General features: G+C 72.9%; 21 protein-coding genes. 5 read left to right on the top strand and 16 right to left on the bottom strand.

The genetic code is table 11. The features are described from left to right. Positions 1-54 precede the first annotated feature (54 nt). The 11 genes from M4J07_RS28750 to M4J07_RS28700 form a co-directional block, all read right to left on the bottom strand. Positions 55-1,503 (bottom strand): hypothetical protein, encoded by a 1,449-nt coding sequence (locus M4J07_RS28750; protein WP_255976313.1) that lies wholly within the window; start codon positions 1,501-1,503, stop codon positions 55-57. A gap of 301 nt (positions 1,504-1,804) precedes the next feature. Further along, a complete protein-coding gene (locus M4J07_RS28745; RefSeq protein ID WP_255976311.1) occupies positions 1,805-2,773 on the bottom strand; it encodes an N-acetylglucosamine kinase in 969 nt (322 codons plus the stop codon). Then, positions 2,770-4,089 carry a 6-phospho-beta-glucosidase gene (locus M4J07_RS28740; RefSeq protein ID WP_255976310.1) on the bottom strand — a complete coding sequence of 440 codons (1,320 nt, stop codon included), beginning with the start codon at positions 4,087-4,089 and terminating at the stop codon, positions 2,770-2,772. The genes M4J07_RS28745 and M4J07_RS28740 overlap by 4 nt, the downstream gene beginning before the upstream one ends. Positions 4,090-4,105: 16 nt before the next feature. Further along, positions 4,106-5,014 carry a carbohydrate ABC transporter permease gene (locus M4J07_RS28735; RefSeq protein WP_255976307.1) on the bottom strand — a complete coding sequence of 303 codons (909 nt, stop codon included), beginning with the start codon at positions 5,012-5,014 and terminating at the stop codon, positions 4,106-4,108. Between the two features lie 5 nt (positions 5,015-5,019). Continuing rightward, on the bottom strand, positions 5,020-5,955 hold the full coding sequence (locus tag M4J07_RS28730) for a carbohydrate ABC transporter permease (protein WP_255976305.1): 936 nt from the start codon (positions 5,953-5,955) through the stop codon (positions 5,020-5,022). A 10-nt stretch (positions 5,956-5,965) separates the two neighbouring features. Further along, a complete protein-coding gene (locus M4J07_RS28725) occupies positions 5,966-7,303 on the bottom strand; it encodes an ABC transporter substrate-binding protein (protein ID WP_255976303.1) in 1,338 nt (445 codons plus the stop codon). Between the two features lie 76 nt (positions 7,304-7,379). Next, positions 7,380-8,549 (bottom strand): ROK family transcriptional regulator, encoded by a 1,170-nt coding sequence (locus M4J07_RS28720; protein ID WP_255976301.1) that lies wholly within the window; start codon positions 8,547-8,549, stop codon positions 7,380-7,382. Between the two features lie 110 nt (positions 8,550-8,659). After that, the gene (locus M4J07_RS28715; protein ID WP_255976299.1) at positions 8,660-9,541 is read right to left on the bottom strand and encodes an alpha/beta fold hydrolase; all 882 of its coding nucleotides are present in this window, start codon (positions 9,539-9,541) and stop codon (positions 8,660-8,662) included. Between the two features lie 21 nt (positions 9,542-9,562). After that, positions 9,563-10,174 carry an RraA family protein gene (locus M4J07_RS28710; protein ID WP_255976297.1) on the bottom strand — a complete coding sequence of 204 codons (612 nt, stop codon included), beginning with the start codon at positions 10,172-10,174 and terminating at the stop codon, positions 9,563-9,565. A 65-nt stretch (positions 10,175-10,239) separates the two neighbouring features. Then, entirely contained in the window at positions 10,240-11,097 is an 858-nt protein-coding gene (locus M4J07_RS28705) for an aldo/keto reductase (protein ID WP_255976295.1), read from the bottom strand. Positions 11,098-11,206: 109 nt separating this feature from the next. Continuing rightward, positions 11,207-11,743, bottom strand: coding sequence for an HNH endonuclease (locus M4J07_RS28700; RefSeq protein ID WP_018531511.1), 537 nt, complete (start codon positions 11,741-11,743; stop codon positions 11,207-11,209). A gap of 309 nt (positions 11,744-12,052) precedes the next feature. Between M4J07_RS28700 and M4J07_RS28695 the strand changes: the two genes are divergently transcribed. Further along, complete coding sequence (locus M4J07_RS28695) at positions 12,053-13,111, top strand: mechanosensitive ion channel family protein (protein WP_255976292.1); 1,059 nt, start codon at positions 12,053-12,055, stop codon at positions 13,109-13,111. A 75-nt stretch (positions 13,112-13,186) separates the two neighbouring features. Here M4J07_RS28695 and M4J07_RS28690 read toward each other — a convergent pair whose 3' ends face one another. From M4J07_RS28690 to M4J07_RS28675, 4 genes are all read right to left on the bottom strand, one after another. Further along, on the bottom strand, positions 13,187-14,539 hold the full coding sequence (locus tag M4J07_RS28690) for an FtsX-like permease family protein (RefSeq protein WP_255976290.1): 1,353 nt from the start codon (positions 14,537-14,539) through the stop codon (positions 13,187-13,189). Next, a complete protein-coding gene (locus M4J07_RS28685) occupies positions 14,536-15,228 on the bottom strand; it encodes an ABC transporter ATP-binding protein (RefSeq protein ID WP_255976288.1) in 693 nt (230 codons plus the stop codon). The genes M4J07_RS28690 and M4J07_RS28685 overlap by 4 nt, the downstream gene beginning before the upstream one ends. Further along, the gene (locus M4J07_RS28680) at positions 15,225-15,767 is read right to left on the bottom strand and encodes a PadR family transcriptional regulator (RefSeq protein ID WP_255976286.1); all 543 of its coding nucleotides are present in this window, start codon (positions 15,765-15,767) and stop codon (positions 15,225-15,227) included. Before M4J07_RS28680 ends, M4J07_RS28685 begins: the two co-directional genes overlap by 4 nt. A 90-nt stretch (positions 15,768-15,857) precedes the next feature. Next, entirely contained in the window at positions 15,858-18,830 is a 2,973-nt protein-coding gene (locus M4J07_RS28675; RefSeq protein WP_255976284.1) for a beta-N-acetylglucosaminidase domain-containing protein, read from the bottom strand. Between the two features lie 318 nt (positions 18,831-19,148). Between M4J07_RS28675 and M4J07_RS28670 the strand changes: the two genes are divergently transcribed. From M4J07_RS28670 to M4J07_RS28660, 3 genes are read left to right on the top strand one after another with little or no spacing between them, the layout of a single operon-like run. Beyond that, positions 19,149-19,361, top strand: coding sequence for a hypothetical protein (locus tag M4J07_RS28670; RefSeq protein ID WP_255976282.1), 213 nt, complete (start codon positions 19,149-19,151; stop codon positions 19,359-19,361). Further along, a complete protein-coding gene (gene malQ / locus M4J07_RS28665) occupies positions 19,358-21,418 on the top strand; it encodes a 4-alpha-glucanotransferase (protein WP_255976280.1) in 2,061 nt (686 codons plus the stop codon). The genes M4J07_RS28670 and malQ overlap by 4 nt, the downstream gene beginning before the upstream one ends. A 20-nt stretch (positions 21,419-21,438) precedes the next feature. Next, positions 21,439-21,678 (top strand): hypothetical protein, encoded by a 240-nt coding sequence (locus M4J07_RS28660; RefSeq protein WP_255976278.1) that lies wholly within the window; start codon positions 21,439-21,441, stop codon positions 21,676-21,678. A gap of 92 nt (positions 21,679-21,770) precedes the next feature. Here M4J07_RS28660 and M4J07_RS28655 read toward each other — a convergent pair whose 3' ends face one another. Continuing rightward, positions 21,771-22,352: a TetR/AcrR family transcriptional regulator gene (locus M4J07_RS28655; protein ID WP_255976276.1), complete on the bottom strand. Its 582-nt coding sequence runs from the start codon at positions 22,350-22,352 to the stop codon at positions 21,771-21,773. A 117-nt stretch (positions 22,353-22,469) separates the two neighbouring features. Here M4J07_RS28655 and M4J07_RS28650 point away from each other — a divergent pair. Then, on the top strand, positions 22,470-23,732 hold a 1,263-nt coding region (locus tag M4J07_RS28650; protein ID WP_255976274.1), incomplete at its 3' end, for an FAD-dependent monooxygenase.

The raw sequence follows: 23,732 nt of genomic DNA, 5'->3' as shown, positions 1-23,732 counted from the left end.
CTCCCACCACCGCCCTCAATCGAGGCTTCGCCGCCCCCATTTCCGCACCCCCTCTCACCGGTACTCCGAAAGCCTGCGCCCGATGCCGAGCACTGCGCCCGCGGCGGCCAGCACCGCGAGCACCGCGGCGCCGACCGGCAGCCCCGTCATCGCGTCACGGCCGTCACCGGCGTCGGTGTCGAACTGTGCCTGCTCGTGCGCGAGCGCCGTGTCGAGACTCTGGTCCACCAGATCGAAGCACTCACCCGTCGGCTTGTCCTGCTTCGAGCCGATGATCTTGTCGAGCGCGCCCTGGTAGTCGCCGACGTCGTCCTTGGCGCGGGCGTCCTTGTGGCGGTCCAGCCATTCCTTCATGCTCGCGTCCGCCTTGGTGACGGGCCGCTTGCCCGCCCCGTCGTCGGCGAGCGCGTCCGCCGCCTTCAGCTTGTCCGCCAGCGTGGTCATCTGCTTCTCGAAGTCGACGTTGTACTTGTCCTCGGTCTTGCCCTTCACCTGCACCGTCTCGGCGCCCCGGCTGACCAGTGTCAGGTTCTCGTTCCCCCGCGCCTTCAGGGACGCGATGCTCGCGTCGTGCAGCACGTTCAGCGACCGCACCCCGTGGTCGTACGAGGAGTCGAGCCCGCTGCGCGCCACCGTGTGCCCCACGACCAGCCACAGCAGCACCACCGTCGACGCGGCGGTGGCGGCGAGCAGACCCTGGTTGAACACCCGGTTCGTACGACGGTAGTTGCGCCGCTGCGCCCAGGCGAGACCACCGATGGCGAGGACTCCGAAGCCGATCGCGATCCACGGGTACGGCGTCGCCGAGTCGTAGTCGTCGCGCAGCCGCTGGTTCTCCTTCGTGTACAGGTCCTCGGCGGCCGGGAGCATCTCGGTCTGCATCTTGTCGTTCGCGTACCGCAGATAGGCGCCGCCCAGCGGGAAGCCCTGCCGGTTGTTCGCCCTGGCCCGCTCGATCAGGCCCTTGTACTGCGGCAGCAGCGTGTTCAGCTTCGCGATCGTCTTCGCGGAGGGGGAGCCCGGGTCGGTGCTGGCCGCGGCCGTCACGAGCTTGCCCGCCGCGGTCCTGATGTTCTTCTCGTACCGGTCCCGTACGGCGGCGGGCTCCTGGCCCCCCGCCAGGAAGCCGCTGGACGCCGCGGTGTTGGCGTCGGCGAGCGACCGGTAGATGTCGGCGGCGTCGGCGCTCAGCGGCTGGCTGGAGTGCAGCACGTCGTCCGCGGCGGCCGAACGGTCCGTCATCTGCCAGGCCGTCGTCGCGCCGAACGCGACGACGAGCAGCGCCAGTACGGCGCCGATGATCCGCAGCCGCCCCGGCTCGGTCGTGGCCCCGGCCTTCAGCCGGTCCACGCCCTCCGCCCAGGCGGTGCGGCGCGGGGCCGCCGGTGCGGCGGGCCGGGCCGGCGGGGTGCCGCCGCGCGTCTGCTGCGGCGGGACCGTCGGCATCGTGGGCACGGCGCCGCGCCCCGGTGGCGCCTCGCTCCCGTTCGGCGGGTATGTCACTCGACCCTCCCCCATGGTCGTACGTCGGCCGCAAGTATCGCTGCCGCGAGGTGCATCCGCACAGACCTTGGCTGATCTTGTGCGCGGGTCCTCCTCTTGAACACGAGTGTCGGGGGTGTTCGGTTCCCGGGTGCGGGCCGGTGGGGGCCGGCCGCGCAGTTCCCCGCGCCCCTGAGATGCGCACTGCGTGCGCCATCTCAGGGGGCGCCGATGGGGCTGCGGCGAAGCCGCATGCTCCAGGGGCGCGGGGAACTGCGCGAGAAGCCCCACCGGCCCGCGGACGAAGGACCGACGGAGCCGCCTACGGCGAGTAGTGGCTCCGCACGCGGGCGTGCACGTCGGGGGATGCGCCCACCGTGTCCAGACCGAGCAGCGCAGCGCCCAGCACGGGCCGCTCCGCCACCACCCGGACCGTCGCCTTCGGAGCTCGCTCGGCCAGCAACTCCCGTATGCGGCCGTCCAGTTGAGGATGGCGCGCGGCGAGCACGCTGCCGCCGAGGAGAACGGGGGCCGCCTCGTCCAACAGGTCGAGCCTGCGCAGCGCCACCGTCGACATCGCCACGACCTCGTCGGCCATCCGGTCGACCAGGGACCGTGCCACCGGGTCACCGTCGGCCGCCGTCGCGAAGAGGACCGGCGTGCACTCGTGGCGCCGCTCCAGGGGCACTCGCCCCAGGTGCAGCGCCTCGATCAGGGCGTACATGGAGGGCTCCCCGAAGTGCGCGGGCAGCGTCCGCATCAGCGCCGTGGGCCCGCCCCGGCCGTCCTCCGCCCGGGCGGCGTACCAGAGGGCCTCCTCCGCCAGGCCCCCGCCACCGCCCCAGTCACCCGAGATCTTGCCGATCGCGGGGAACCGGGCGGTGCGCCCGTCCGGCAGCATGCCGGCGCAGTTGACGCCCGCGCCGCACACCACCGCCACCCCGCGCGGCTCCGCGTCCTCCAGCAGTCCGGCCCGCAGCACGGCGAACGTGTCGTTGCGGACCGTCACGCTCGACGACCAGCCGCGGGCGCGCAGCGCGTCCGCCAACTCCCGCTCCTCGACCGGGAGATCGGCGTTCGCCAGACAGGCCGAGACGTGCCCGACCGTGTCGGTGCCGGCCTGTTCGAAGGCCCGGCCGACCGCGTCCGCGAGGACGTCGACGGCCGCTTCGACGCCCACCTTGGGCGGTTGGAACCCGCCGCCGCGGGCCGCGCCGACGACGGTGCCGTCGGCCGCGACCACCGCGACGTCGGTCTTGCTGTTCCCCGCATCGACGGCAAGGACGGTCATGCCCACGCGAGGTGCTCCCGGTTGTGCGCGATCAGCTGGTCCGTGAGCTGCTCGGCGTACTCGATCTGGCCCACCAGCGGGTGCGCGAGCAGGGCCTTGAAGACGCGGTCGCGGCCGCCGCGCAGGGCGGCCTCCAGGGCCAGGTCCTCGTACGCCGTGACGTTGGCGATCAGGCCCGCGTACAGCGGGTCGAGCTTCGCCACCGGCAGCGGGCGCGCGCCCTTGCCGTCCACGGCCGCCTGCACCTCGATGACGGCGTCGTCGGGCAGGAAGGGCAGCGTGCCGTTGTTGTACGTGTTGACCACCTGGTACGGGGAGCCGCCCACCCGTCTCCCACCACCGCCCTTGCCGGAGGGGCCTTCGGCCCCGCCCCTCTGATCGCCCAGCAGCGACGCCGCCAGGTCGACCGCGGCCTCGCTGTAGAACGCGCCGCCGCGCTTGGCGAGCAGCTCCGGCTTCTCGTCGAGCGCCGGGTCGCCGTACATCTTCAGCAACTCACGCTCCATCTCGGCCACTTGGGCGGCCCGGGACGGCTTCGTGCGCAGCTCCCTGACGACCGCGTCGTGCTGGTAGTAGTAGCGCAGGTAGTAGGACGGGACCACCCCGAGGCGGTCGACGATCTCCCGCGGCATGTGCAGGTCGTCGGCGACGGCGTCGCCGTGCTCGGCGAGCAGCCGCGGCAGCACGTTCTCGCCGTCCGGCCCGCCGAGGCGGACGCCGAGCTCCCACGTCAGGTGGTTGAGGCCGACGTGGTCCAGGTGCACCTGCGACGGCGTGACGTCGAGCAGCCTGGCGAACTTGCGCTGGAAGCCGATCGCCACGTTGCACAGGCCGACCGCCTTGTGCCCGGCCTGGAGCAGGGCCCGGGTCACGATGCCGACCGGGTTCGTGAAGTCGATGATCCACGCGTCGGGGTTGGCGCGGCGCACGCGCTCGGCGATGTCGAGGACGACGGGGACGGTGCGCAGCGCCTTGGCGAGGCCGCCGGCGCCGGTCGTCTCCTGGCCGACGCAGCCGCAGTCCAGCGGCCACGTCTCGTCCTGGTTGCGGGCGGCCTGGCCGCCCACGCGCAGCTGGAGCAGCACGGCGTCCGCGTCGGCGACGCCCGCGTCCACGTCGGACGTGGTGCGGATGACGCCCGGGTGCCCCTGCTTGGCGAAGATCCGCCGCGCCAGGCCGCCCACCAGTTCCAGGCGGTCGGCGGCCGGGTCGACGAGGACGAGCTCCTCGATCGGCAGGGTGTCCCGCAACCGTGCGAATCCGTCGATGAGTTCGGGTGTGTAGGTCGAGCCTCCGCCGACCACTGCGAGCTTCATAACCGAAATACCGTCCTTAGCCCTTTACCCCGGTGAGGGTGACGCCTTCGACGAAGGCCTTCTGTGCGAAGAAGAAGACGATGCAGACCGGCGCCATCACCAGGAGTGTCGCGGCCATCGTCAGGTTCCAGTTGACGCTGTGCGCCGACTTGAAGGATTCGAGCCCGTAGCTGAGCGTCCAGGACGCCGGGTTCTGGGCCGCGTAGATCTGCGGCCCGAAGTAGTCGTTCCAGCAGTAGAAGAACTGGAACAGCGCGATCGCGGCGATGCCCGGCTTGGCCATCGGGACGACGATCTTCAGCAGGGTGCGCAGCTCACCGCACCCGTCGACCTTCGCGGACTCGATGTACTCCTTCGGGATCGTCAGCAGGAACTGACGGAGCAGGAAGATCGAGTACGCGTCGCCGAACGCCATCGGGATGATCAGCGGCCACAGCGTCCCGGAGAGGTGGAACTGCTGCGCCCACACCAGGTACATCGGGATCACGATGACCTGCGGCGGCAGCATCATCGTCGAGATGACCAGGAGCATCGCCGTGCGGCGGCCGCGGAAGCGGAACTTGGCGAGGGCGTAGGCGACGGGGATCGCCGAGCAGACCGTGAGGAGCGTGCCGAGCCCCGCGTAGATCAGCGAGTTCTTCCACCAGTCCAGGAAGCCGTCCGTCTCGAAGACGGCCTTGTAGTTCTCCCAGTGCCACGAGTTCGGCCACAGATCGCCGCTCATGGCCTGGTCGTCGCTCATCACGGACGTGAGGAAGACGAACACGAACGGGAGGACGAACAGCAGCGCCACCGCGATGGCGACGCAGTGCACGGCGATCCAGTTCAGGATCCGCTTGCGGCGGGCGCGGGCACCGGCGGGGCCGTCGGCCGCGGGGGCCGGGTCGGCCACGGCGGGCGCCGGGCGCAGGGTCGTAGTCGTCATGTGGATCAGTCCTCCGCCGCGAGCAGGCCCGAGCGCTTGCGCATGAGCAGCATGGTCACGGCCATCGCGATGGCGAACAGCACGAGCGAAAGGACGCACGCCGCGCCGGTGTTGAAGTTCTGGAAGCCCATCGAGTAGACGAGCTGGGGGACGGTCAGGGTCGAGTGGTCGGGATAGCCGGGCTGGATGACCGAGCCGGGGCCGATGGAGACGCCCGACGCGATCTTTCCGGCGACCAGGGCCTGGGTGTAGTACTGCATGGTCTGCACGACACCGGTGACGACGGCGAACATCACGATCGGCGTGATGGACGGCCAGGTCACGTACCGGAACTTGGCGAACGCGCCGGCGCCGTCCAGGTCCGCGGCCTCGTACTGCTCCTTCGGCACGTCGAGGAGCGCGGCCATGAAGATGACCATGAGGTCGCCGATGCCCCACAGGGAGAGCAGCACGAGCGACGGCTTGGCCCAGGTCGGGTCGTTGAACCAGTTCGGGCCGTCGATGCCGATCTTGCTCAGGACCTCGTTGACCGGACCTGTGCCCGGGTTGAGGAGGAACACGAAGGCGACGGTGGCGGCCACCGGCGGCGCCAGGTAGGGCAGGTAGAAGGCGGTGCGGAAGAAGCCGACCCCCGTCTTGATCTTCGTGACCAGCAGGCCGAGGGACAGTCCGAAGACCACCCGCAGCGCCACCATGATGACGACCAGCCACAGCGTGTTCCACAGGGCGGGGCCGAACAGCGGCATGTCCTGGAACACGTACTTCCAGTTCCGCAGCCCCACGAACGTGGGCGCCTTGATCTGGTTGTAGTGCATGAACGAGAAGTAGACGGTGGCCAGGAGCGGGTACGCGAAGAAGACGCTGAACCCGATCAGCCAGGGGGACAGGAAGCCGAGCGTGCGCAGTCTGCGCCGCGCCGGCCGGGAGAGTGCGATTGCCATGCGCGGGTCCTCAGTTCTGCGACTGCAGGGTGTCGGCGTCGATGAGCTTGTCGAGGCGTTTCAGCCCCGCCTTCAGGTCCGGGACGCGGCCCGCTTCCTGGGTGTACGAGAAGTCCTGGAGCTGGACGACGTACATGCCGCCGTTCGTCGACGGGGGCATCACCTGGCTGTACTTGTTCTTCGCGATGTCCAGGAAGGTGCGGAACTTCGGGTCGGCGTCCAGCTTCGGCGACGTGAGGGCCGCGTTCGTCGACGGAACGTTGTGGATCGCGTTGGCGAACTTCACGACCTGGTCGGTGTCGGTGGTCAGGAACTTCACCAGTTCCCAGGCCGCGTTCTGGTGCTTGCTGCTGTGCGCGATGCCGGCGACGGTGCCGGTCAGATAGCCGCGCCCGTACGTCTCCGGCTGGTCGTCGGGGACGGGCAGCGGGGCGACGTCCCAGTCGAACTTCGCCTTGGAGTCGTTGAGCATGAGCCCGCGCCACTCACCGTCGAGGTGCATCGCCAGCTTGCCGCTCAGGAAGGCGTTCTGGTTGGACATCTCGTCGCCGAAGGAGGTCCGGAACCGCTCCAGGGCGTTGTAGCCGCCCTGCGCGTCCATCAGCTTCTTCGCGGTGCCGAAGAACTGGTAGGTCGCCGGGTCCTTCGCGAGCCGCGATGCCCCGTCCTTGTCGAAGTACGTCGGTCCCCACTGCGCGAACAGCCGGTCGGGGCTGTTCTGGTAGAGCCGGAAGTTCGGCATGAAGCCGACGCGCTGGTACGAGTTGCCGCTCCTGACCGTGAGCTTCTTGGCGTCGGCGACGAACTCGGACATCGTCTTCGGCGGGTGCGTGATGCCCGCCTTCTCGAAGGCGTCCTTGTTGTAGTACATGCCGAACGCGTCGGCGAGCAGCGGCAGGGCGCACTGGTTGCCCTGGTAGCTGGTGTAGTCGAGCAGCGACTGCGGGAAGATCTTCTTCTTGTCGAGCCCGGTCTTCTTCATGAACGGGTCGAGGTCGGCCCACATGCCGGAGTCGCAGTACTGGCCGACGTTGTTCGTGGTGAAGGACGAGACGACGTCGGGGGCCTCGTCGCCGCCGGCCCGCAGCGCCTGGTTCACGGTGGCGTCGGAGACGTTCCCCACCGACTTCACCTTGATGTTCGGGTGGGCCTTCTCGAAGCGGGCGATCGAGTCGTCGATCGCCTTGACCTCGCCCTCCGCCGACCAGCCGTGCCAGAAGGTGATGGTGACCGGCTTCGTCGGATCGTCGGTGGCGCTGCCGGTACTCGGATTGGCACAGCCGGCGAGCAGCAGCCCGGCCGCGGTGAGCAGCACGGGGGCGCGCAGGGGTATACGCCATCGGGGCATGGCGAACGTCCTTTACTGGTACGGGGGTTCGGGGGAGGTCCGGAGAAGGGAGGTGTACGGGGGCAGAGGGGTGCGGTCAGGCGCCGCTGGTGTCGAAGACGGTGTCGCGGGCCTGGGTGAGGGCGGTGCGCAGGGCACCGGTGAGGATGGGGTCGCCGTGGAGCTCGCTGATCCGCAGCTGCGGACGGGGGAGCGCCAGCCCGGTCAGCTCCTCCTCCACGCGCTCGCGCAGGGCGTCGCCGCCCGCCTGGGCCACCTGCCCGGAGAGCACGACGAGTTCGGGGTCGACGACGGCGACGACGGCGGCGAGACCGGTGGCGAGCCGCCGGGCGACCTCGTCGAGGACCTTCACGTCGGCCAGTGCCTCGGTCAAGTCCTGGACTCCGCCGGCGAGTTGGCGCACGGCGGGGGCGGCGACGATGCTCTGGAAGCCGCCGCCCGCGTCGGTGCGGGCGTGCACGGAGTCGCCGCCCCGGGCCAGCGGGGCGCCGGGCAGCGGCATGTAGCCGATCTCGCCGGCGCCGCCGGTGGCCCCGCGCAGCAGGACGCCGCCGAGCACGATGGCGGCACCGACCCCCTCGTCCACGTACGCGAGGACGAAGTCGTCGTGGTCCTGGGCGGCGCCCTCGTACTGCTCGGCGAGCGCCGCGAGGTTGACGTCGTTCTCGATGGACACGGGCGTGCCGAGCACTTCCGCGAGCTCGGCGCGCAGGGTCCGCGAGTGCCAGCCCGGCAGGTGGGGCGCGTACCGCAGCTGCCCGCTGTGCGGGTCGATGGCGCCCGGCGTGCCGATGACGGTGGCCGTCAGGTCGTCGTGGCCGAGCCCGGCCTGGTGCAGCGCCCCGTCGACGGCCTCGGCGACGAGCTGCGCGGTGCGGTGCCGCACGTCCTCCGCCACGGCGACGGCCTCGATGCGGCGGCGGCCGCGCTCGGCGCCGGTGATGTCGGCGACGACGGCGGTGATGCCGGTCGGGTCGGCGGAGAGGGCGGCGACGTGGCCGGCGTCCGGGTCGATCTCGTACAGCAGGGCGTTCGGTCCCGGCCGGCCGGTCTGGCTGCCCGTGGTCCGCACCAGGCCGGCGCTCTCCAGCCGCCCCAGGATCTGCGAGGTCGTCGGCTTGGAGAGCCCGGTCAGCTCACCGATCCGGGTGCGGGTGAGCGGCCCGTGGGCGACGAGGAGGTCGAGGGCGGCGCGGTCGTTCATGGCGCGCAGCACGCTGGGGGTACCCGGAGTCGTCCCGGCCATGACCTGCCTCCTCGCAAGCACTGTTAGGAAAGTTTCCTATTGGGTGCGAGGAACGTAAGTCGCTCGTGACGGGGGCGTCAATAGGGGACGCCCTCTGGGCAACCAACTCGTTACTTCCGGCCGGTGTGCGCGAGGACCGCGCGGGCGACGACCGCCAGGTCGGGGCGGTGCAGTCCGTGCCCGGCGCCCGTGAGCGGCAGGAACCCGGCCCCCGGAATCCGCTCCGCGAGGGCGGAGCCGTGCTCGACGGGGAACAGGGGGTCGGCGGTGCCGTGGACGACGAGGGTGGGCACGGCGATCGAGGAGAGGGACCCGCGGCTCCGGTGGCGCCCGTCGCTGCCGCTGCCGTCGCCGGCGCCGTCGGAGAGCAGATCGTGGTTCTGTACGGCGGGGAAGTCCCGGGCCCGTGCGACGTCCCGGCGGACGAGGTCGCGGGCCGCCGCCTCGTCGAAGGGCCGCTCGGTGCCGGTGAGCACCCGCTCGTAGGCCACGAGGTGGTCGACGACGGAGGCCTCGTCGGTCCAGTCGACCCGTGCGGTGGCGACGAAGCGGCCGAACTCCTCGCTGGGCGGCGGCAGTTCGCGTCCCCCGCCGTCCGGCACGGCGGCGGTTGTGCTCATCAGGACGAGCGAGAGCACCCGCCCGGGATGGTCGAGGGCGAGCAGCTGCGCGACGCCGCCGCCCCCGGAGACGCCCATGACGTGCGCGGCGGGGAGGCCGTACGCGTCGAGCACACCGGCGGCGTCGTCGACGAGATCGGCGCCGGTGTACCCCGGCCGCCCCACCGGATACGTCACGGAGCGCCCGGTGTCCCGCTGGTCGTACCGGACGACGAACCGCCCGCCACCGGCGAGCGTCCGGCAGAACCCCTCGTCCCACCAGAGCATGGACGCGCCGTTCCCCATGACGAGCAGGAGCGGCGGGTCGGCCGGATCGCCGAACGACTCGACGCGGATCCGGACGCCGTTCGCCACCACCGTCCGCTCACCCATCAACGCACCACCAGCCCTTCCTCACCCGGTGAAGCCGCCCTCGCCGAGCGCCTTCTCGATCTTCGCCCGATGCGCCGCCTCCCACGCGTCGAGCGTCTCGGCGGACTCCGCGGCGAGCTTGGCCCGGGCGTCGGCGACGACCTGGCCGGCGCGGTCCTGCGGGACCACCACGACGCCGTCCTCGTCGGCCACGACCACGTCGCCCGCGCGCACGGTCACCCCGCCGCAGCGCACCGGTTCACCCAGGGGCGCCACCGCCTTCTTCGTACCCGGGATCGGCACGACCCCGCGCCCGAACACCGGGAACCCCGACGCGCGCACCTCGCCGATGTCCCGGATCACCCCGTCGAGCACGAACCCGGCGACACCGCGCCGCTGGGCGACCGCGCACACGTTGCCGCCGGCGAGCGCGAAGTCGACGTCGCCGGACTCGACGACGATCACCGAACCGGCCGGGGCGCGGTGGATCGCGGCGTGCAGCATCAGGTTGTCGCCGGGCACGCAGCGGACCGTGAAGGCGGGCCCCGCGAGGTGCGGGACCGGCGCATACAGGGAGCGGACACCGAGATCCATGACCTGCGCCCGGCCCAGGAGGTCGGCGAGGGTCGTCGTGGGGATGTCGTCGAAGGTCATCCCCCGATGCTACGGACGGATACGGCGAACGCCGGTCGACACCTGGCCCGGCATGACCAACGGCCCTACGCCTGGGCCCCGTTGGCGGTATCGCCGAGCCCGTCGAGCCGTGCGCGCTGGGCGGGGGTCAGCTCGAGGCCGGCCGCCGCGACGTTCTCCTCCAGGTGGCCGACGTGCGCGGTGCCGGGGATCGGGAGGACGGCGGGGGAGTGGGCGAGGAGCCAGGCGAGGGCCACCTGGGTGGGGGTGGCGTCCAGTTCGGCGGCCACGGCGGCGACCTCGGCCCGCGCTCCCGCGTCTCCCCAGGCGACCGTGCGCCAGGGCAGGAACGCGATGCCGGCCGCCGTGCACGCGTCGAGCACGGGCTCGTGCTCGCGGTCGAGGAGGTTGTAGCGGTTCTGCACGCTCGCCACGTCGATCAGCTTCCGTGCCTCCGCCAGCTCGTCGACCGTCACCTCGGACAGTCCGATCCGGCCGACCTTGCCCTCGGCCCGCAGCTCCGCCAGCGTGCCGAGCTGGTCGGCGAGCGGGGTCCTCGGGTCGATGCGGTGCAGCTGGAGCAGCTCGATCCGCTCGACGCGGAGCCGGCGCAGCGCCTGCTCCACCTGGTCGCGCAGTACCTCGGGCCGCCCGTCCAGCTCCCACTCGCCGGATCCGGCCGAGCGGGCGATGCCGACCTTGGTGGTGATCAACAGCCCGTCCGGGTACGGGTGGAGGGCCTCGGCGAGGAGTTCCTCGTTGGCCCCGCCGCCCCCGTACATGTGGGCGGTGTCGATCAGGGTGACGCCCAGCTCGACCGCGCGCCGCGCCACCGCGACGGCGGCCGCCCGCGCCTCTTCCGGTTCGGTCGGCAGGTGCATCGCGCCGAACCCGAGCCGGCGCACCTCCAGGTCCCCACCGATCGCGAACGTGGTCCGTGTCACCGCGGTCCTCAGCCCTTTCGTGGCAGGAGTCACGCCGGTGGCCGCCCGCGCACCCGCGCGGGCGGCCACCGGACGTGCCGGTCCGATACGCAAAGACCCGGATCGAAGATCAGGCGGAGACGCCTTCGATCCGGGCCAGTGCCTCGTCCGCGCCGAACGGCTGCAAGTAGGGCAGCCAGCGCGGGTCCCTATGTCCGGTCCCGATGATGCGCCAGGCCAGGCCCGACGGCGGAGCCGGTTTGTGGCGCAGTCGCCAGCCGATCTCCACCAGGTGGCGGTCGGCCTTCGTGTGGTTGCAGCGGCGGCACGACGCCACCACGTTGTCCCAGACGTGCTGACCCCCGCGGCTGCGCGGGATGACGTGGTCGACGCTGGTTGCGACGCCACCGCAGTACATGCACCGGCCGCCGTCACGGGCGAACAGCGCACGCCGGGTCAGTGGAACGGGCCCCCGGTAAGGGACCCGGACGAACCGCTTGAGGCGGACCACGCTGGGTGCGGGGACGGTACGTGTCGCGCTGTGCATGAAGGCGCCGGACTCCTCGAGGCACGTGGCCTTGTTCTCGAGGACGAGTACGAGCGCGCGGCGGAGCGGTACGACGCCGAGGGGCTCGTACGACGCGTTGAGGACCAGGACATGCGGCACGGAATGCCTCCTTGTACGCCGGCGGCGCGTGGCTCGCGCCGGGACGATCTCGTAGTCAGTCTCCCCTCATGGCTGGTCATGGCGCCACCATGTCCGCGTAACGGCCTTGAAGTGTTTTCGACCACATCTCCTTCTTGCCCCGCGGCGACCCGGGCGAGACCCGGGTGGGCACGGGGTGAGCACGGTCTCTCCTTCGAACGTGACAACGGTCCACACACGATGCCCCGTTAGTGTGGTGGGCCTGCCCGCACTGACCCCGAGCCGCGTCCCCCCGAGGCGGGCAGATGGCTACGCCTGGAGGTACCTGCCGTGATCTTGTCCGTCCTGTCGGCTGCCGGCGGCAATGAACAGCCCACACTCAAGGACGCCCAGGAGCAGGCCGGTCAGGCCGCCAGCTGGGTCGAGCAGAACTGGTCGACCTGGCTGGGCATCGGTCTGCGGATCGTCCTGATCGTCGTCATCGCCGCCGTGCTGCGGGTCGCCATCCGGCGGGCGATCACCAAACTGATCGAGCGCATGAACCGCACCGTGCAGGCCGTGGACGGCACCGCGCTCGGCGGCCTGCTGGTCAACGTGGAGCGGCGCAGGCAGCGCTCGCAGGCCATCGGCAGCGTGCTGCGCTCGGTGGCGTCGTTCGTGATCCTCGGCACGGCCGCGCTGATGATCCTCGGCACGTTCGAGATCAATCTGGCGCCGCTGCTGGCCTCGGCCGGTGTCGCCGGTGTCGCCATCGGCTTCGGCGCCCGCAACCTCGTCACCGACTTCCTGTCCGGCGTCTTCATGATCCTGGAGGACCAGTACGGCGTCGGCGACACCATCGACGCGGGCGTCGCCTCCGGCGAGGTCATCGAGGTCGGGCTGCGCGTCACCAAGCTGCGCGGCGACAACGGCGAGATCTGGTACGTGCGCAACGGCGAGGTCAAGCGGATCGGCAACCTGTCCCAGGGCTGGGCCACCGCCGGCGTCGACGTCACCGTCCGCTCCGACGAGGACCTCGACAAGGTGAAGGCCGTGCTCGCCGAGGCCGGCGAGGCCATGAGCAAGGCCGAGCCGTGGAACGAGATGCTGTGGGGCCCGGTCGAGGTGCTCGGCCTGGACAGCGTGCTGCTCGACTCGATGGTGGTGCGGGTCTCCGCCAAGACCATGCCGGGCAAGGCCCTGACCGTCGAGCGCGAGCTGCGCTGGCGCATCAAGCGGGCCTTCGACGAGGCCGGCATCCGGATCGTCGGCGGGCTGCCCGCCCAGGCGGAGGCCGAGGCCGCCGCGGACCCGACGGCCGGCATGTCGGCGCCGTCCGCGTACGCGTCGACGACGTCACCGCAGTCGCTGGCCGCGTCGCCGATACCGCCGGCGAACCTGTCGAAGTAGAGCCGCCCGGCCGCTACGAGAGCGGGGGCGCGGGAGATCTTCTCCCGCGCCCCCGCTCTCGTGCTCCCACGGCCGTCAGGCCACCCGCAGCCGGTCCGGCCGGGCCGAGCGGTGCAGCAGCGGCAGGGCCGTCGCCGCCGCCAGCAGGCAGGCCGCGTAGACGAGGACCGGGACCAGGAGCGGCAGCACGACCGGGACGGACCGGTTCAGGGCGATCGCGTACGCGGAGTGGATCACGGTGCCGCCCGCCGTCGCCAGGACCAGGGCGGGGGCCAGCGGCAGCGCCGTCTCCAGGAGCAGCGTGCGGGACAGGACCCGGCGCGGCACCCCGGCGGCGGACTGCGCGGCGAGCGCCCGGCGCCGCGAGGACAGCGACTCGGCGGTGCCCACGGCGAGCCCGGCCAGGCTGATCAGCAGGGCGATCCCGATGGCCGTGGCGGTCAGGCCGAGGCCGAAGGTGTAGTACGCGATGGACTCGCCCATCGTCCCCAGGCGCTGCTGCTCGTGCAGTCCCTCGACGAGGATCTGCCCGATCCCGGCGGTGGCGACGCCGACGACCGTGACGAGGACGACCGCCGCGTGGCTGCGGGACGCCGCCCACGGGTCCGCCTGGAGGCGGTGCGCCGCGATGAGCACGTCGGCCCGCTCGGCGCGTGCGGCCAGCCGCCGCCCGATCGCCTTCGCCGACGCCCCGGCGACCCAGATGGCGCCCGTGCCGGTCAGCACCACGGTGCCGAGGATGGACATCGGCAGGGCCGCGCTGCCCGACCGGGAGCCCTGCGTCATGATCAGGGCCGCCCCGACGACGACCACCAGCGCCGGCAGCAGCAGCCCCGCGAGCACCCCGGGCCCGCGCCGCGGCCGCTCCCGCCGCACGTGCCCGAGCGGCGAGGCGATGACCCGGCGCAGCGCGAGCGCGCTCACCAGGACGCCGAGCACCGGGATCGTCAGGGCCACCACCGCGGCGCCCAGCCAGGCGAGCGGGTCCGCCGCCCGGTCCAGGCTCAGCGCGGCCACCGCGAACACGGCGTATCCGGCGGCCGCGCCCACCAGGCAGGCGAGCCCCGCCTCCAGGGCCGCGATCCGCCGCACCCGCTTCGGCCCGGCCCCCGCGAGCCGCAGGGCCGCGAGCCGCCGGTCCCGGTGGACGGCGCCGATCCGGGCGCACTGGCCGAGGAAGCCGAGCACCGGGACCAGCAGGAGGAGCAGCCCGGCGATGATGCCCTGCCGGGTGCCCGGCTGGTTCAGCAGGCCGTACCCGTACGAGAACGCGACCTGCCCGCGCAGGCTCGTCAGCGCGACCGCCGCCGTCGCGAACCCGGTCGCCCCGGCCGCCCCCACGGCGGTCAGGGCGGCCCGGCGCCGCTCCAGCCGGTCGGCGCCGCGGGTGAGCAGCCAGGCGAGCCGCAGATCGGAGGAGAGGCTCACCGCTGCACCGCCGTCATGGCCACGGAGGTCTCCTGCACCACCCCGTCCTGCAGGCACACCTCCCGGTCCGCGTACGCCGCCACCTGCGCCTCGTGCGTCACCAGGACCACCGCCGTGTGCGTCTCGCGCGTGGTGTGGACCAGGGAGGTGAGGACCTGTTCGGTGGCGAGGGAGTCGAGGGCGCCGGTCGGCTCGTCGGCGAAGACGACCTTCGGCTCGGTCACCAGGGCCCGGGCGAGCGCGACCCGCTGGTTCTGTCCGCCGCTCAGTTCGCCGGGACGCAGCTCGCGCCCGCCGCGCACCCCGAACCGCTCAAGCCACGCGTCGGCCTCCGTCCGGGCCGCCGTGCGCGACCGGCCGGCGAGCAGCAGCGGCAGGGCGACGTTGTCCAGGGCGCTCAGCTCCGGGATGAGCTGGCCGAACTGGAAGACGACCCCGAAGTCGGTGCGGCGCAGCTCGCTCAGCCGCTCCTCGTCGAGTGCGTCGAGCCGGTCGCCCTGGTACGTCACCGAGCCCTGGTCGGGGCGGACGATGCCGGCCAGGCAGTGCAGCAGCGTCGACTTGCCGCTGCCGCTCGCGCCCGTCACGGCGAGGATCTCCCCGGGGCGGACGTCGACGTGGGCGCCGCGGAGCGCGGGCGTCCTGCCGTAGGACTTGGTGAGCCCCTCGGCGGTCAGGAGTGTGCTCATGCTGCGGTGACCTCCGCGGTCAGGGTGGTGAGCCGGGCGGCGGTGGTGGTCATCCAGCGCAGATCGGCGTCGAGGTGGACGAGGGCGTAGTCGGCGGAGAGGACGGTGGTGAGGTCGGCGCCCGGATCGCTCTTCACCGCGGTGAGTTCGCGCATCCGGGCCATGTGCGCGGCCCGCTGGGCCAGCAGGTGTGCGGCGGGGTCCGCGCCCTGGTCGGCGACCAGGATGGAGACGACGACCTTGGCGAAGATCTCGTTGGCGACGTGCGGCGCGGGCGGGGTGATCTCCCCCGCCCAGCCGAGGAGTTCGGCCGTCCCGTCGTCGGTGGCCCGGTACAGGGTGCGCTCGGGGCCGCCGTCGGAGTCCGTGCCGTCGACCTCCACCAGTCCGTCGCGGACCAGGCGCTGCAGGGTCGTGTAGACCTGCGCGTAGGCGAGGGGGCGGGCCTGCGGGAACCGTTCGTCGTGCCGGCGCTTGAGGTCGTAGCCGTGGCGCGGACCGGCGGCGAGCAGTCCCAGCAGGACGTGGCGGGTGCTCATGACGATCATTATGTACCGCGTATATGTACTGAGTACATAGCGGCGCGTGCGGCAGGACAAGTGAGGGAACGGATTCCGCTTCCGGTCAGCTCACTCCGCGACCGCGTACGCCTCCACCGAGAACAGCGAGATCCCGTACTCGGTCGCCCGCTCGTCGCCGACGACCCGGACGAACGTCACGTCCTTCGCGTCCATCCGCACCGACTCGCGCCCGCCGTGCCCGTCCCGCACGGTCGCCGCCGTGCGCCAGGTGCGGCCGTCGGCGGACGTCTGGACGCGGTAGCCCTTCGCGTACGCGTCCTGCCAGTGCAGCACCACCTGGCCGAGCCTGACCGGCTCCGCCAGCTCGACCTGCCACCACTCGCCGTCCTTCGCGGGCGAGGACCAACGGGTCGAGGCGTCACCGTCGTTGGCGTCGGCGGCCGGGAAGTCCGCCGTCTCGTCGGCCGACGCGGACGCCGTGCCGGAGCGGGCGAGGTCGGGGCCCGCGGTGCGCGGATAAGCGCGCACCGACACCGCCCGGGTCTCGTCGCCGAACGACACCGGGATCTCGTACGTCCCCGCCGGGGTGTCCTTGGGGACGGTCACCTCGACCGGCACGTCCACCCGTGTGCCGCGCGGCAGTTCGGACTCCGCGGGCACCTCGACCCGGATCCCGTGCGGGGCCTTCGCCGTGAGCTTCCCGCGCACGGCGCCGGGGCGCTGCGACGTGAGCCGCGCCGTCACCCGCTGCGCGCCGCCGCCGATCTCCGCGTCGGCCTCGGTGCGGGCCAGGGCGAGGGAGGCGGCGGGGGAGTCCGCGTACCAGGGCACGAGGTGGCCGACCGTGCCGGCGGCGGCGCCCGTGACGCGCACCGCGTCCGCCCGGACGCCCTTCGCGGAGAGTTCCGTGAAGCCGCCGTCCGTGAGGCCGCCGATGCGCCGCCAGCCCTGGCCCGGCACCCGCGCCTCGACCGTGCCCCGGGTGCCCGGGTCGGCGAGGACGGTGATCGTGGACAGGGTGCGGGTGCGCGGGAGTTCGGCCTCGGCGCCCTGCGCGCTGTCCGCCCGGTCGGTGCCGGACCAGGCCGCGAACGCCTGCTGCGCCTTCGCCAGGAACGGGTCGAGCACCCCGGCCCCGACCGTGACCTGCCGCCTCTTCAGGTCGGCCCGCAGCCCCTCCAGACGGCGGGCGGCCGTCCACGCCGCCGTGCTGTCGTCGCGGGCCGCCGCGGCCAGCATGTCGACGGCCGCCTCGCCCGCCTCGCCGTAGCGGCCCAGCTTCTCGCTCCAGGGCCGCACCTCGGCGTCGAGACCGGTGTCGTCGAGCGCGCCCGGCGTCCGGCGCATCACGGTGAACGCGTCCCGCAGCGCCGCGGCGGTCTTCGTGGTCCGCTTCCCGTCCGTCGTCGTGCGCGCCTGCCAGAACGCCGAGATCAGCGGCTTCAGGTACGCCGACTCGTCGGCGCCGAGGACCGAGGACGCGTCGTTGCCCGCGAGGGCGCCGAGGGCCCGCTCCGTGTCCTCGTCGCCGTCCGCCAGATCGTCGATCGCCGCCTGCCAGGACTCCTGGGGGCGGTAGTCGCGCGGGTTCCACGCGTAGTCGGCCGCCGTGAACAGCGGGATGCGGGACGCCGTCGGCTGGGCCATCGCGTTCGCGAGCAGCGCCGCCGAGCCGGACGCCACGGCGGGCTCGCGGCCGGTGTACGGACCGAGGAAGATACGGTCCTCCGCGTAGTCGTTCACCGGGTAGTTGTCCATCGTGAGCAGCCGGTGCGCCGAGCCGGACGAGCCGAACGCGGCGCGGGCGTCCGCCAGTTCACCGCCCGTGATGGTGCGCGGCACGACGCCGACCCCGGTCCAGGCGACCTCCACCGCGTCGTCGAGACCCCGCGCGAGCGCCGTGCGGTACTCGGTCTTCCCGTCCTGGTAGTACTCGGTCGGCATCAGCGACAGCGGCCCGGCGCCCGGGTGCCGGGCGGCGAGGTGCGCGGCCACCGCGTTCGCCACCTTCGCCTGCGCCTTCGCGGCCGCCTTCGGCCCCGACCCGAACTCCTCGGCGTCGGCCGAGCAGTGCCACTCGCTGTACGACACGTCCTGGAACTGCAGCTGGAACGCCCGCACGCCCAGCGCCCACATGGCGTCCAGCTTGCGGGTGAGGGCCTTGAGGTCGGCGTCGGACGACATGCACATCGCCTGGCCGGGCGCGACGGCCCAGCCCAGCGTCACGTGGTTGGCGCGGGCCCGCGCGGCCAGCTCGCGGAAGTCCGCGCGCTGCGCCGCCGGGTACGTCTCGCGCCAGCGGGCCTGGCGGTACAGGTCGTCGCCGGGCGCGTAGAGATAGCGGTTCTGCTTGGTACGGCCCATGAAGTCCAGCTGGGCGAGCCGCTGTTCGGTCGTCCACGGCGTCCCGTAGAAGCCCTCGGTGAGGCCGCGCACCGTCGTGCCCGGCCAGTCCCGCACCACGGCCCCGGCGACGGTGCGCCCGCTGACGAGCTGCCGGAACGTCTGCGCGGCGTGGAACAGACCGTCGTCCCCGATGCCCTCCATGGCGACGAGGGGCCGCCCGGCGGCGTACCCCACGGCGAGCCGGTAGCCGCCCGACGGCAGATCGCGGCGGGCGGTCGCGCCGAGCCCGCGCAGTGCCGTGTCCAGCGAACCGGCCGCGTTGCCGCGCGATTCGGTGCGGTAGTCGCTCGCGCCGGACGACGCCGACTCGGGCGTCGCGGAGCCCGTGCGCACGACGAGCCCGGACCCGGCCGGGACCGCGGCCTCGTCGTCGACCTGCCGGATCTCCCGCGCCCCCGCGGTCCGCAGCACGGTGCGCAGCGCCTCCACGGCGTACGGGTCGGTGCCCGGCGGCACCACGAGCACCACGTCGTCGGGCACGGTCACGTCGTTCGCCGCTGCCTTCAGCGACTGCGGCCGCGGCCACACCGACGGCAGTCCCTCGTCCGACGTCAGGTCGCCCGACGAGGTGCCCGGCGCCGGCGGGGCGGCCAGTGCTCCGCTCGCGCCGCCCAGCGTCCCCGCGATGACGGCGACCGCGACGGCGGCCGCCCTCTTCCTGCGCCGGAGCTGCACGGCGTACTCCTCACGGATCAACGATCAGCGATCGACTCAGAGATCAACAAAGAGACGAGTGTCCCAGAGTGGCTACCGAGCCCACCATTCACCGGGGCAGGGTGTCAACGCCCGTGGCCGTTGTGCCGCAATTGCCCTGTCGGGCGTGGTGAGGCGGGTGAAGTTCTTCCGGTTCTCCCGGCCCTCTGGCCAAGTTCCTTTCGTCGTTCACAATGTGACCAGCAACACGTTGAGCGCCAGTACAGGTCTGCGACCGCGTCCTCTGGGTAGGGCTTCCGACTCACGGCCCACCGAAGACTTCTGACGAAGGAGGCCCCCGTGGCCGCATCGGCTCATCTTCTGCTCTCGGCTCTCTCCAAACACGCGGACACCGTCACGACCGGTGCCGACACCACCACGTACTCCTACGAACCGCCGCTGACCAGCGAACCGCCGTTCGCCGACTACGCCCCGCTGACGTCCGAGCCGCCGATGGCCGACGAGGCGCCGCTCACCTCCGAGCCCACCCCCAGCGGCCTGGCCGCGGGGTGAGTCCTGCCCGGCTCGCCGCCCTGTACGGCGTGGCCACCTCTTACTCCCCGGCCCCCGGCCGCACGGTCGCGGCGTCCGACGCGGCGGTGACGGCCGCCCTCGCCGCCCTCGGCGTGGACGCCGCCTCGCCGGACGCGCTCGCCGCGCGCGAGGCGGAACTCGCCGGGCGCCTGATCCCGCCCACCGTGGTGCTCTGGGCCGACGGCCGGGTCCCCGACTGGGCCCTGCGCCTGCCCGAACGGGCGGACCTCGAGATCCGGTTGGAAGGCGGGAGCAGTTACGCGGCGTGGGACCCGGGAACGCCGACCCCGCCCGGCGCGCACCGGCTGCGCGTCACCGTGCCCGGCGGCCGGACCGCCGAGGCCCATCTGATCGCGGCGCCGCCCACCGCCCCGGCCCCGCCGGGCCGCACCCACGGCCTGCTGGTCCAGCTCTACTCCCTGCTGTCCGCCCGCTCCTGGGGCATGGGCGACCTCGCGGACCTCGCCGACCTCGCGTCCTGGTCGGCGCGCACCCACGGCACCGGCTTCCTCCAGGTCAACCCGCTGCACGCGGCGGTGCCGGCCGGGCCCGGCGGAGGCACCGACCCGTCCCCGTACCGCCCCTCCTCGCGCCGCTTCCCGGACCCGGTGCACCTGCGGATCGAGGACGTCCCCGAGTACGCGTACGTCCCCGCGAGGACGCGGGAGGCCGCCCTGCTGCGGGACGCGGTCCTCGACAAGGGCGGGCTGATCGACCGGGACGCCGTCTGGGCGCTCAAGCGCGAGGTCCTCGAAGCGGTCCACGCCGTGCCGCTCAGCCCGGGGCGCCGCGCCGCCTACTGCGACTTCCTCGCCGAGCAGGGCACCGCCCTGGAGGACCACGCCACGTGGTGCGCCCTCGCCGAGCGGTACGGCCCCGACCGGCACGCCTGGCCCGCCGCGCTCCAGGACCCGCGCTCGCCCGGGACGGCGCGCGCACGGCGCGAGCTGATGGACCGCGTCGACTTCCACAGCCGCCTCGCCTGGCTCACCGACACCCAGCTCGCCGCCGCCCAGCGGGCCGCCCGCGACGCGGGCATGCCGATCGGGCTCGTGCACGACCTGGCCGTCGGCGTGCACCCGGGCGGCGCCGACGCCTGGGCGCAGCGCGACGTCTTCGCCGAACGGATGAGCGTGGGGGCGCCGCCCGACGCCTTCAACGCCCGCGGCCAGGACTGGGGCCTGCCGCCGTGGCGCCCCGACCGGCTGGCCGAGACCGGGTACGCGCCCTTCCGCGACCTGCTGCGGGGCCTGATGCGGCACGCGGGCGCCGTCCGCATCGACCACGTCATGGGCCTGTTCCGGCTCTGGTGGATCCCGGAGGGCGAGGAGCCGACCGAGGGCTGCTACGTCCACTACGACGCCGAGGCCATGCTCGCCGTGCTGCTCCTGGAGGCGTCGCGCTCGGGCACGTACGTCATCGGCGAGGACCTCGGCACCGTCGAGCCGGGCGTCCGCGAGACGCTGCGCGAGCGCGGGGTGCTCGGCACGTCCGTGCTCTGGTTCGAGCGCGACTGGGCGGGCGACGGGCGACCGGTGCCGGCCGATCAGTGGCGCACGGACTGCGTCGCCACCGCCACCACGCACGACCTGCCGTCCACCGCGGCCCGGCTGACCGGCGACGACGTACGGCTGCGGGAGCGGCTCGGCCTGTCCAGCGCCACCCCGACGGAGGCGGCCACGGAGGTCGCCGAGTGGCTCGCGCTCTTCGCCCGGCTCGGTCTGCTCGCGGGCGGCGCCGACCAGGAGGAGGAGGCCGTCCGCGCCGTGCACCGCTTCCTGCTGCGCACGCCCGCCCGGATGATCGGCGTCTGGCTGCCGGACCTGGTCGGCGACCGGCGGCCGCAGAACCTGCCGGGGACCTGGGCCGAGTACCCCAACTGGCGGCTGCCGGTGGCCGACGCCGAGGGGCGCCCCGTCACCCTGGAGGACCTGGCGCGATCGCCGCGCGCGCACGCCCTGCTCGCGGTGTTCGCCGAAGCGGGCGGGGCGCGCGACGTGCCTCTTACAGGCCCCCCGGACGCGCGCCTCGTTTAGGCGTTCGCTACGTTGGCACCGTGGACAAGAAGAACGCTCTGCGCGCCGGCGCCCTGGCCTCCGGTACGACGCTGATGATGCTGCTCATGACGTCCCCGGCACTCGCGCTCACGCGCGACGACGGCGACGACCCGGGTACCGGCCTGAGCGTGATCGAGACGCTCGGCCTCTACGTGGTCGCCCCGATCGTCCTGTTCCTGGTCATCGCCGGTCTGGTGATGGTGGGCGACAAGTCCCGCAAGCAGCAGAAGCAGGGCTGACGCCCCGGCTTCCCCTGAGTTTCCCCGTCGAGGGCACCCGTCGCGCACCCGCCGCGATGGGTGCCCTCGACGCGTTCTTCCGGCCCGCGCCCCTACGGCTTGTCGGCCGACTCCGCCGTCAGATAGCGCTGCACGGTGGGCCCGAGCCAGTCCACGACCTCCGCGCGCTCCAGGGCCACGCTCGCCGGGAACCGCAGCACGTACCGGGTCAGCGCGAACCCCAGCACCTGTGACGCGCTGAGCGCCGCCCGGGCCGGCGCCTGGTCCGGGCGGGGGCAGACCTGCCGGGCGATCGGGATCAGCTGCTCGCGCAGCACGCCCTGCATGCGCTCGGCGGCCGACGGGTTGGTGGCGCCGACCCGGAGCAGCGCCGTGAGTTCGTCGTTCGCCTCCCACAGGTCCAGGAAGTGGCCCACCAGGGTCCGCCCGATGTCCTCGCGCGCGACGTCCGCCGGGTCGGGCAGCCGCAGGTCGAGGGCGACGGCCGCCGCGAAGAGCCCTTCCTTGTTCCCGAAGTACCGCATCACCATGGACGGGTCGATCCGGGCGTCGCCCGCGATGGCGCGGATCGTCGCCCGCTCGTAGCCGTCCGCCGCGAACCGGTCCCTGGCCGCGGCGAGGATCGTGGCCCGGGTGGCGTCGGAACGGCGACCGACCTGCTGCTTCTCGCTCATGCCAACAAACGTAGGCCAACACCTGTTGACAGTCCATACCGGCGGTTCTACGTTTGCCAACAAGCGTTGACCAACAGGTGTTGGCACGGACGTAGCCCACGGACGCAGGAGGCCACCATGAACGGCACCGCGCACGGCTCCACGAACTCTGTGATCATCGTCGGCTCCGGCCCCACCGGACTGCTCCTGGCGGGCGACCTCGCCACCGCCGGCGTCCCGGTCACCCTGGTCGAGAAGCGCCCCCGCGGGATCAGCAACCTCTCCCGCGCCTTCGTCGTGCACGCCCGCACCCTGGAGCAGCTCGACGCGCGCGGCCTCGCCGACGGGATCGAGGAAGCCGGTCAGCAGCTCGACCGGCTGCGCCTCTTCGGCCGCCTCTCCATCGACCTGACCGGCCTGCCGTCCCGCTTCAACCACCTCCTCGTCGTCCCGCAGTACGAGGTCGAGAAGGCGCTGGAGCGGCGCGCCGCCGAGGCCGGGGTCACCTTCGCGCACGACACCGAGGTGACCGGCCTGGTCCAGGGATCGGACGGCGTCACCCTCCAACTCCGCACGAAGGACGGGGAGTCGGCGGGCGACCGGGAGCTGAGCGCCGCCTACGTCGTCGGCACCGACGGGATGCGCAGCACCGTGCGGGAGGCCGTCGGGCTGCCCTTCCCCGGCCGGTCCGCGATCCGCTCCGTCGTCCTCGCCGACGTACGGCTCGCGGAGAAGCCCGAGAACCTGCTCACCGTGAACGCGGTCGGCGACGCCTTCGCCTTCATCGCCCCCTTCGGCGACGGCTACTACCGAGTGATCGGCTGGAACCGGGCCCGCAACGTCCCGGACACCGAGCCCCTCGACCTCGACGAGATCAAGGAGATCGCCCGGCTCGCCCTCGGCCACGACTACGGCATGCACGACGCCCGCTGGATGTCCCGCTTCCACAGCGACGAACGCCAGGCGCCGCACTACCGCGTGGGCCGGGTGCTGCTCGCCGGGGACGCCGCCCACGTGCACACCCCGGCCGGCGGCCAGGGCATGAACACCGGCCTCCAGGACGCCGCGAACCTGAGTTGGAAGCTCGCCGCCGTCGTCGGCGGCCGGGCTTCCGCGGACCTGCTGGACACCTACGAGGCCGAGCGGCACCCGGTCGGCAGGTCCGTGCTGCGCAGCAGCGGCGGCATCGTGCGGATGGCGATGGCCAAGCGCCCGTGGACGCTCGCGGCCCGCGCCGGACTGACCGGCTTCCTCGACCGGGTCCGCCCCGCCCGCACCCGCGCCGTCGGCCAGATCACCGGCATCGGCGTGCGCTACCCGGCCCCCAAGGGAGCCCACCCGCTCGTCGGCAGGCGCGTCCCCGACGTCGCCCTCCAGGGCGGCACCCGGCTCTACGAGGCC

Source organism: Streptomyces longispororuber, assembly GCF_024448165.1.
Classification (GTDB): Bacteria; Actinomycetota; Actinomycetes; order Streptomycetales; family Streptomycetaceae; genus Streptomyces; species Streptomyces longispororuber_A.
Note: the sequence above shows the minus strand (reverse complement) of the source record. Positions and strands in the feature narration are given on the sequence as shown.

What these genes read in the sequence shown, in the direction of transcription:
- M4J07_RS28745 (WP_255976311.1), bottom strand. Translation starts at nt 2,773, where the DNA reads ATGACCGTCCTTGCCGTCGATGCGGGGAACAGCAAGACCGACGTCGCG.
- M4J07_RS28725 (WP_255976303.1), bottom strand. Translation starts at nt 7,303, where the DNA reads ATGCCCCGATGGCGTATACCCCTGCGCGCCCCCGTGCTGCTCACCGCG.
- M4J07_RS28685 (WP_255976288.1), bottom strand. Translation starts at nt 15,228, where the DNA reads ATGAGCACACTCCTGACCGCCGAGGGGCTCACCAAGTCCTACGGCAGG.
- M4J07_RS28710 (WP_255976297.1), bottom strand. Translation starts at nt 10,174, where the DNA reads ATGACCTTCGACGACATCCCCACGACGACCCTCGCCGACCTCCTGGGC.
- M4J07_RS28680 (WP_255976286.1), bottom strand. Translation starts at nt 15,767, where the DNA reads ATGAGCACCCGCCACGTCCTGCTGGGACTGCTCGCCGCCGGTCCGCGC.
- M4J07_RS28735 (WP_255976307.1), bottom strand. Translation starts at nt 5,014, where the DNA reads ATGACGACTACGACCCTGCGCCCGGCGCCCGCCGTGGCCGACCCGGCC.
- M4J07_RS28740 (WP_255976310.1), bottom strand. Translation starts at nt 4,089, where the DNA reads ATGAAGCTCGCAGTGGTCGGCGGAGGCTCGACCTACACACCCGAACTC.
- M4J07_RS28715 (WP_255976299.1), bottom strand. Translation starts at nt 9,541, where the DNA reads ATGGGTGAGCGGACGGTGGTGGCGAACGGCGTCCGGATCCGCGTCGAG.
- M4J07_RS28655 (WP_255976276.1), bottom strand. Translation starts at nt 22,352, where the DNA reads ATGAGCGAGAAGCAGCAGGTCGGTCGCCGTTCCGACGCCACCCGGGCC.
- M4J07_RS28730 (WP_255976305.1), bottom strand. Translation starts at nt 5,955, where the DNA reads ATGGCAATCGCACTCTCCCGGCCGGCGCGGCGCAGACTGCGCACGCTC.
- M4J07_RS28720 (WP_255976301.1), bottom strand. Translation starts at nt 8,549, where the DNA reads ATGGCCGGGACGACTCCGGGTACCCCCAGCGTGCTGCGCGCCATGAAC.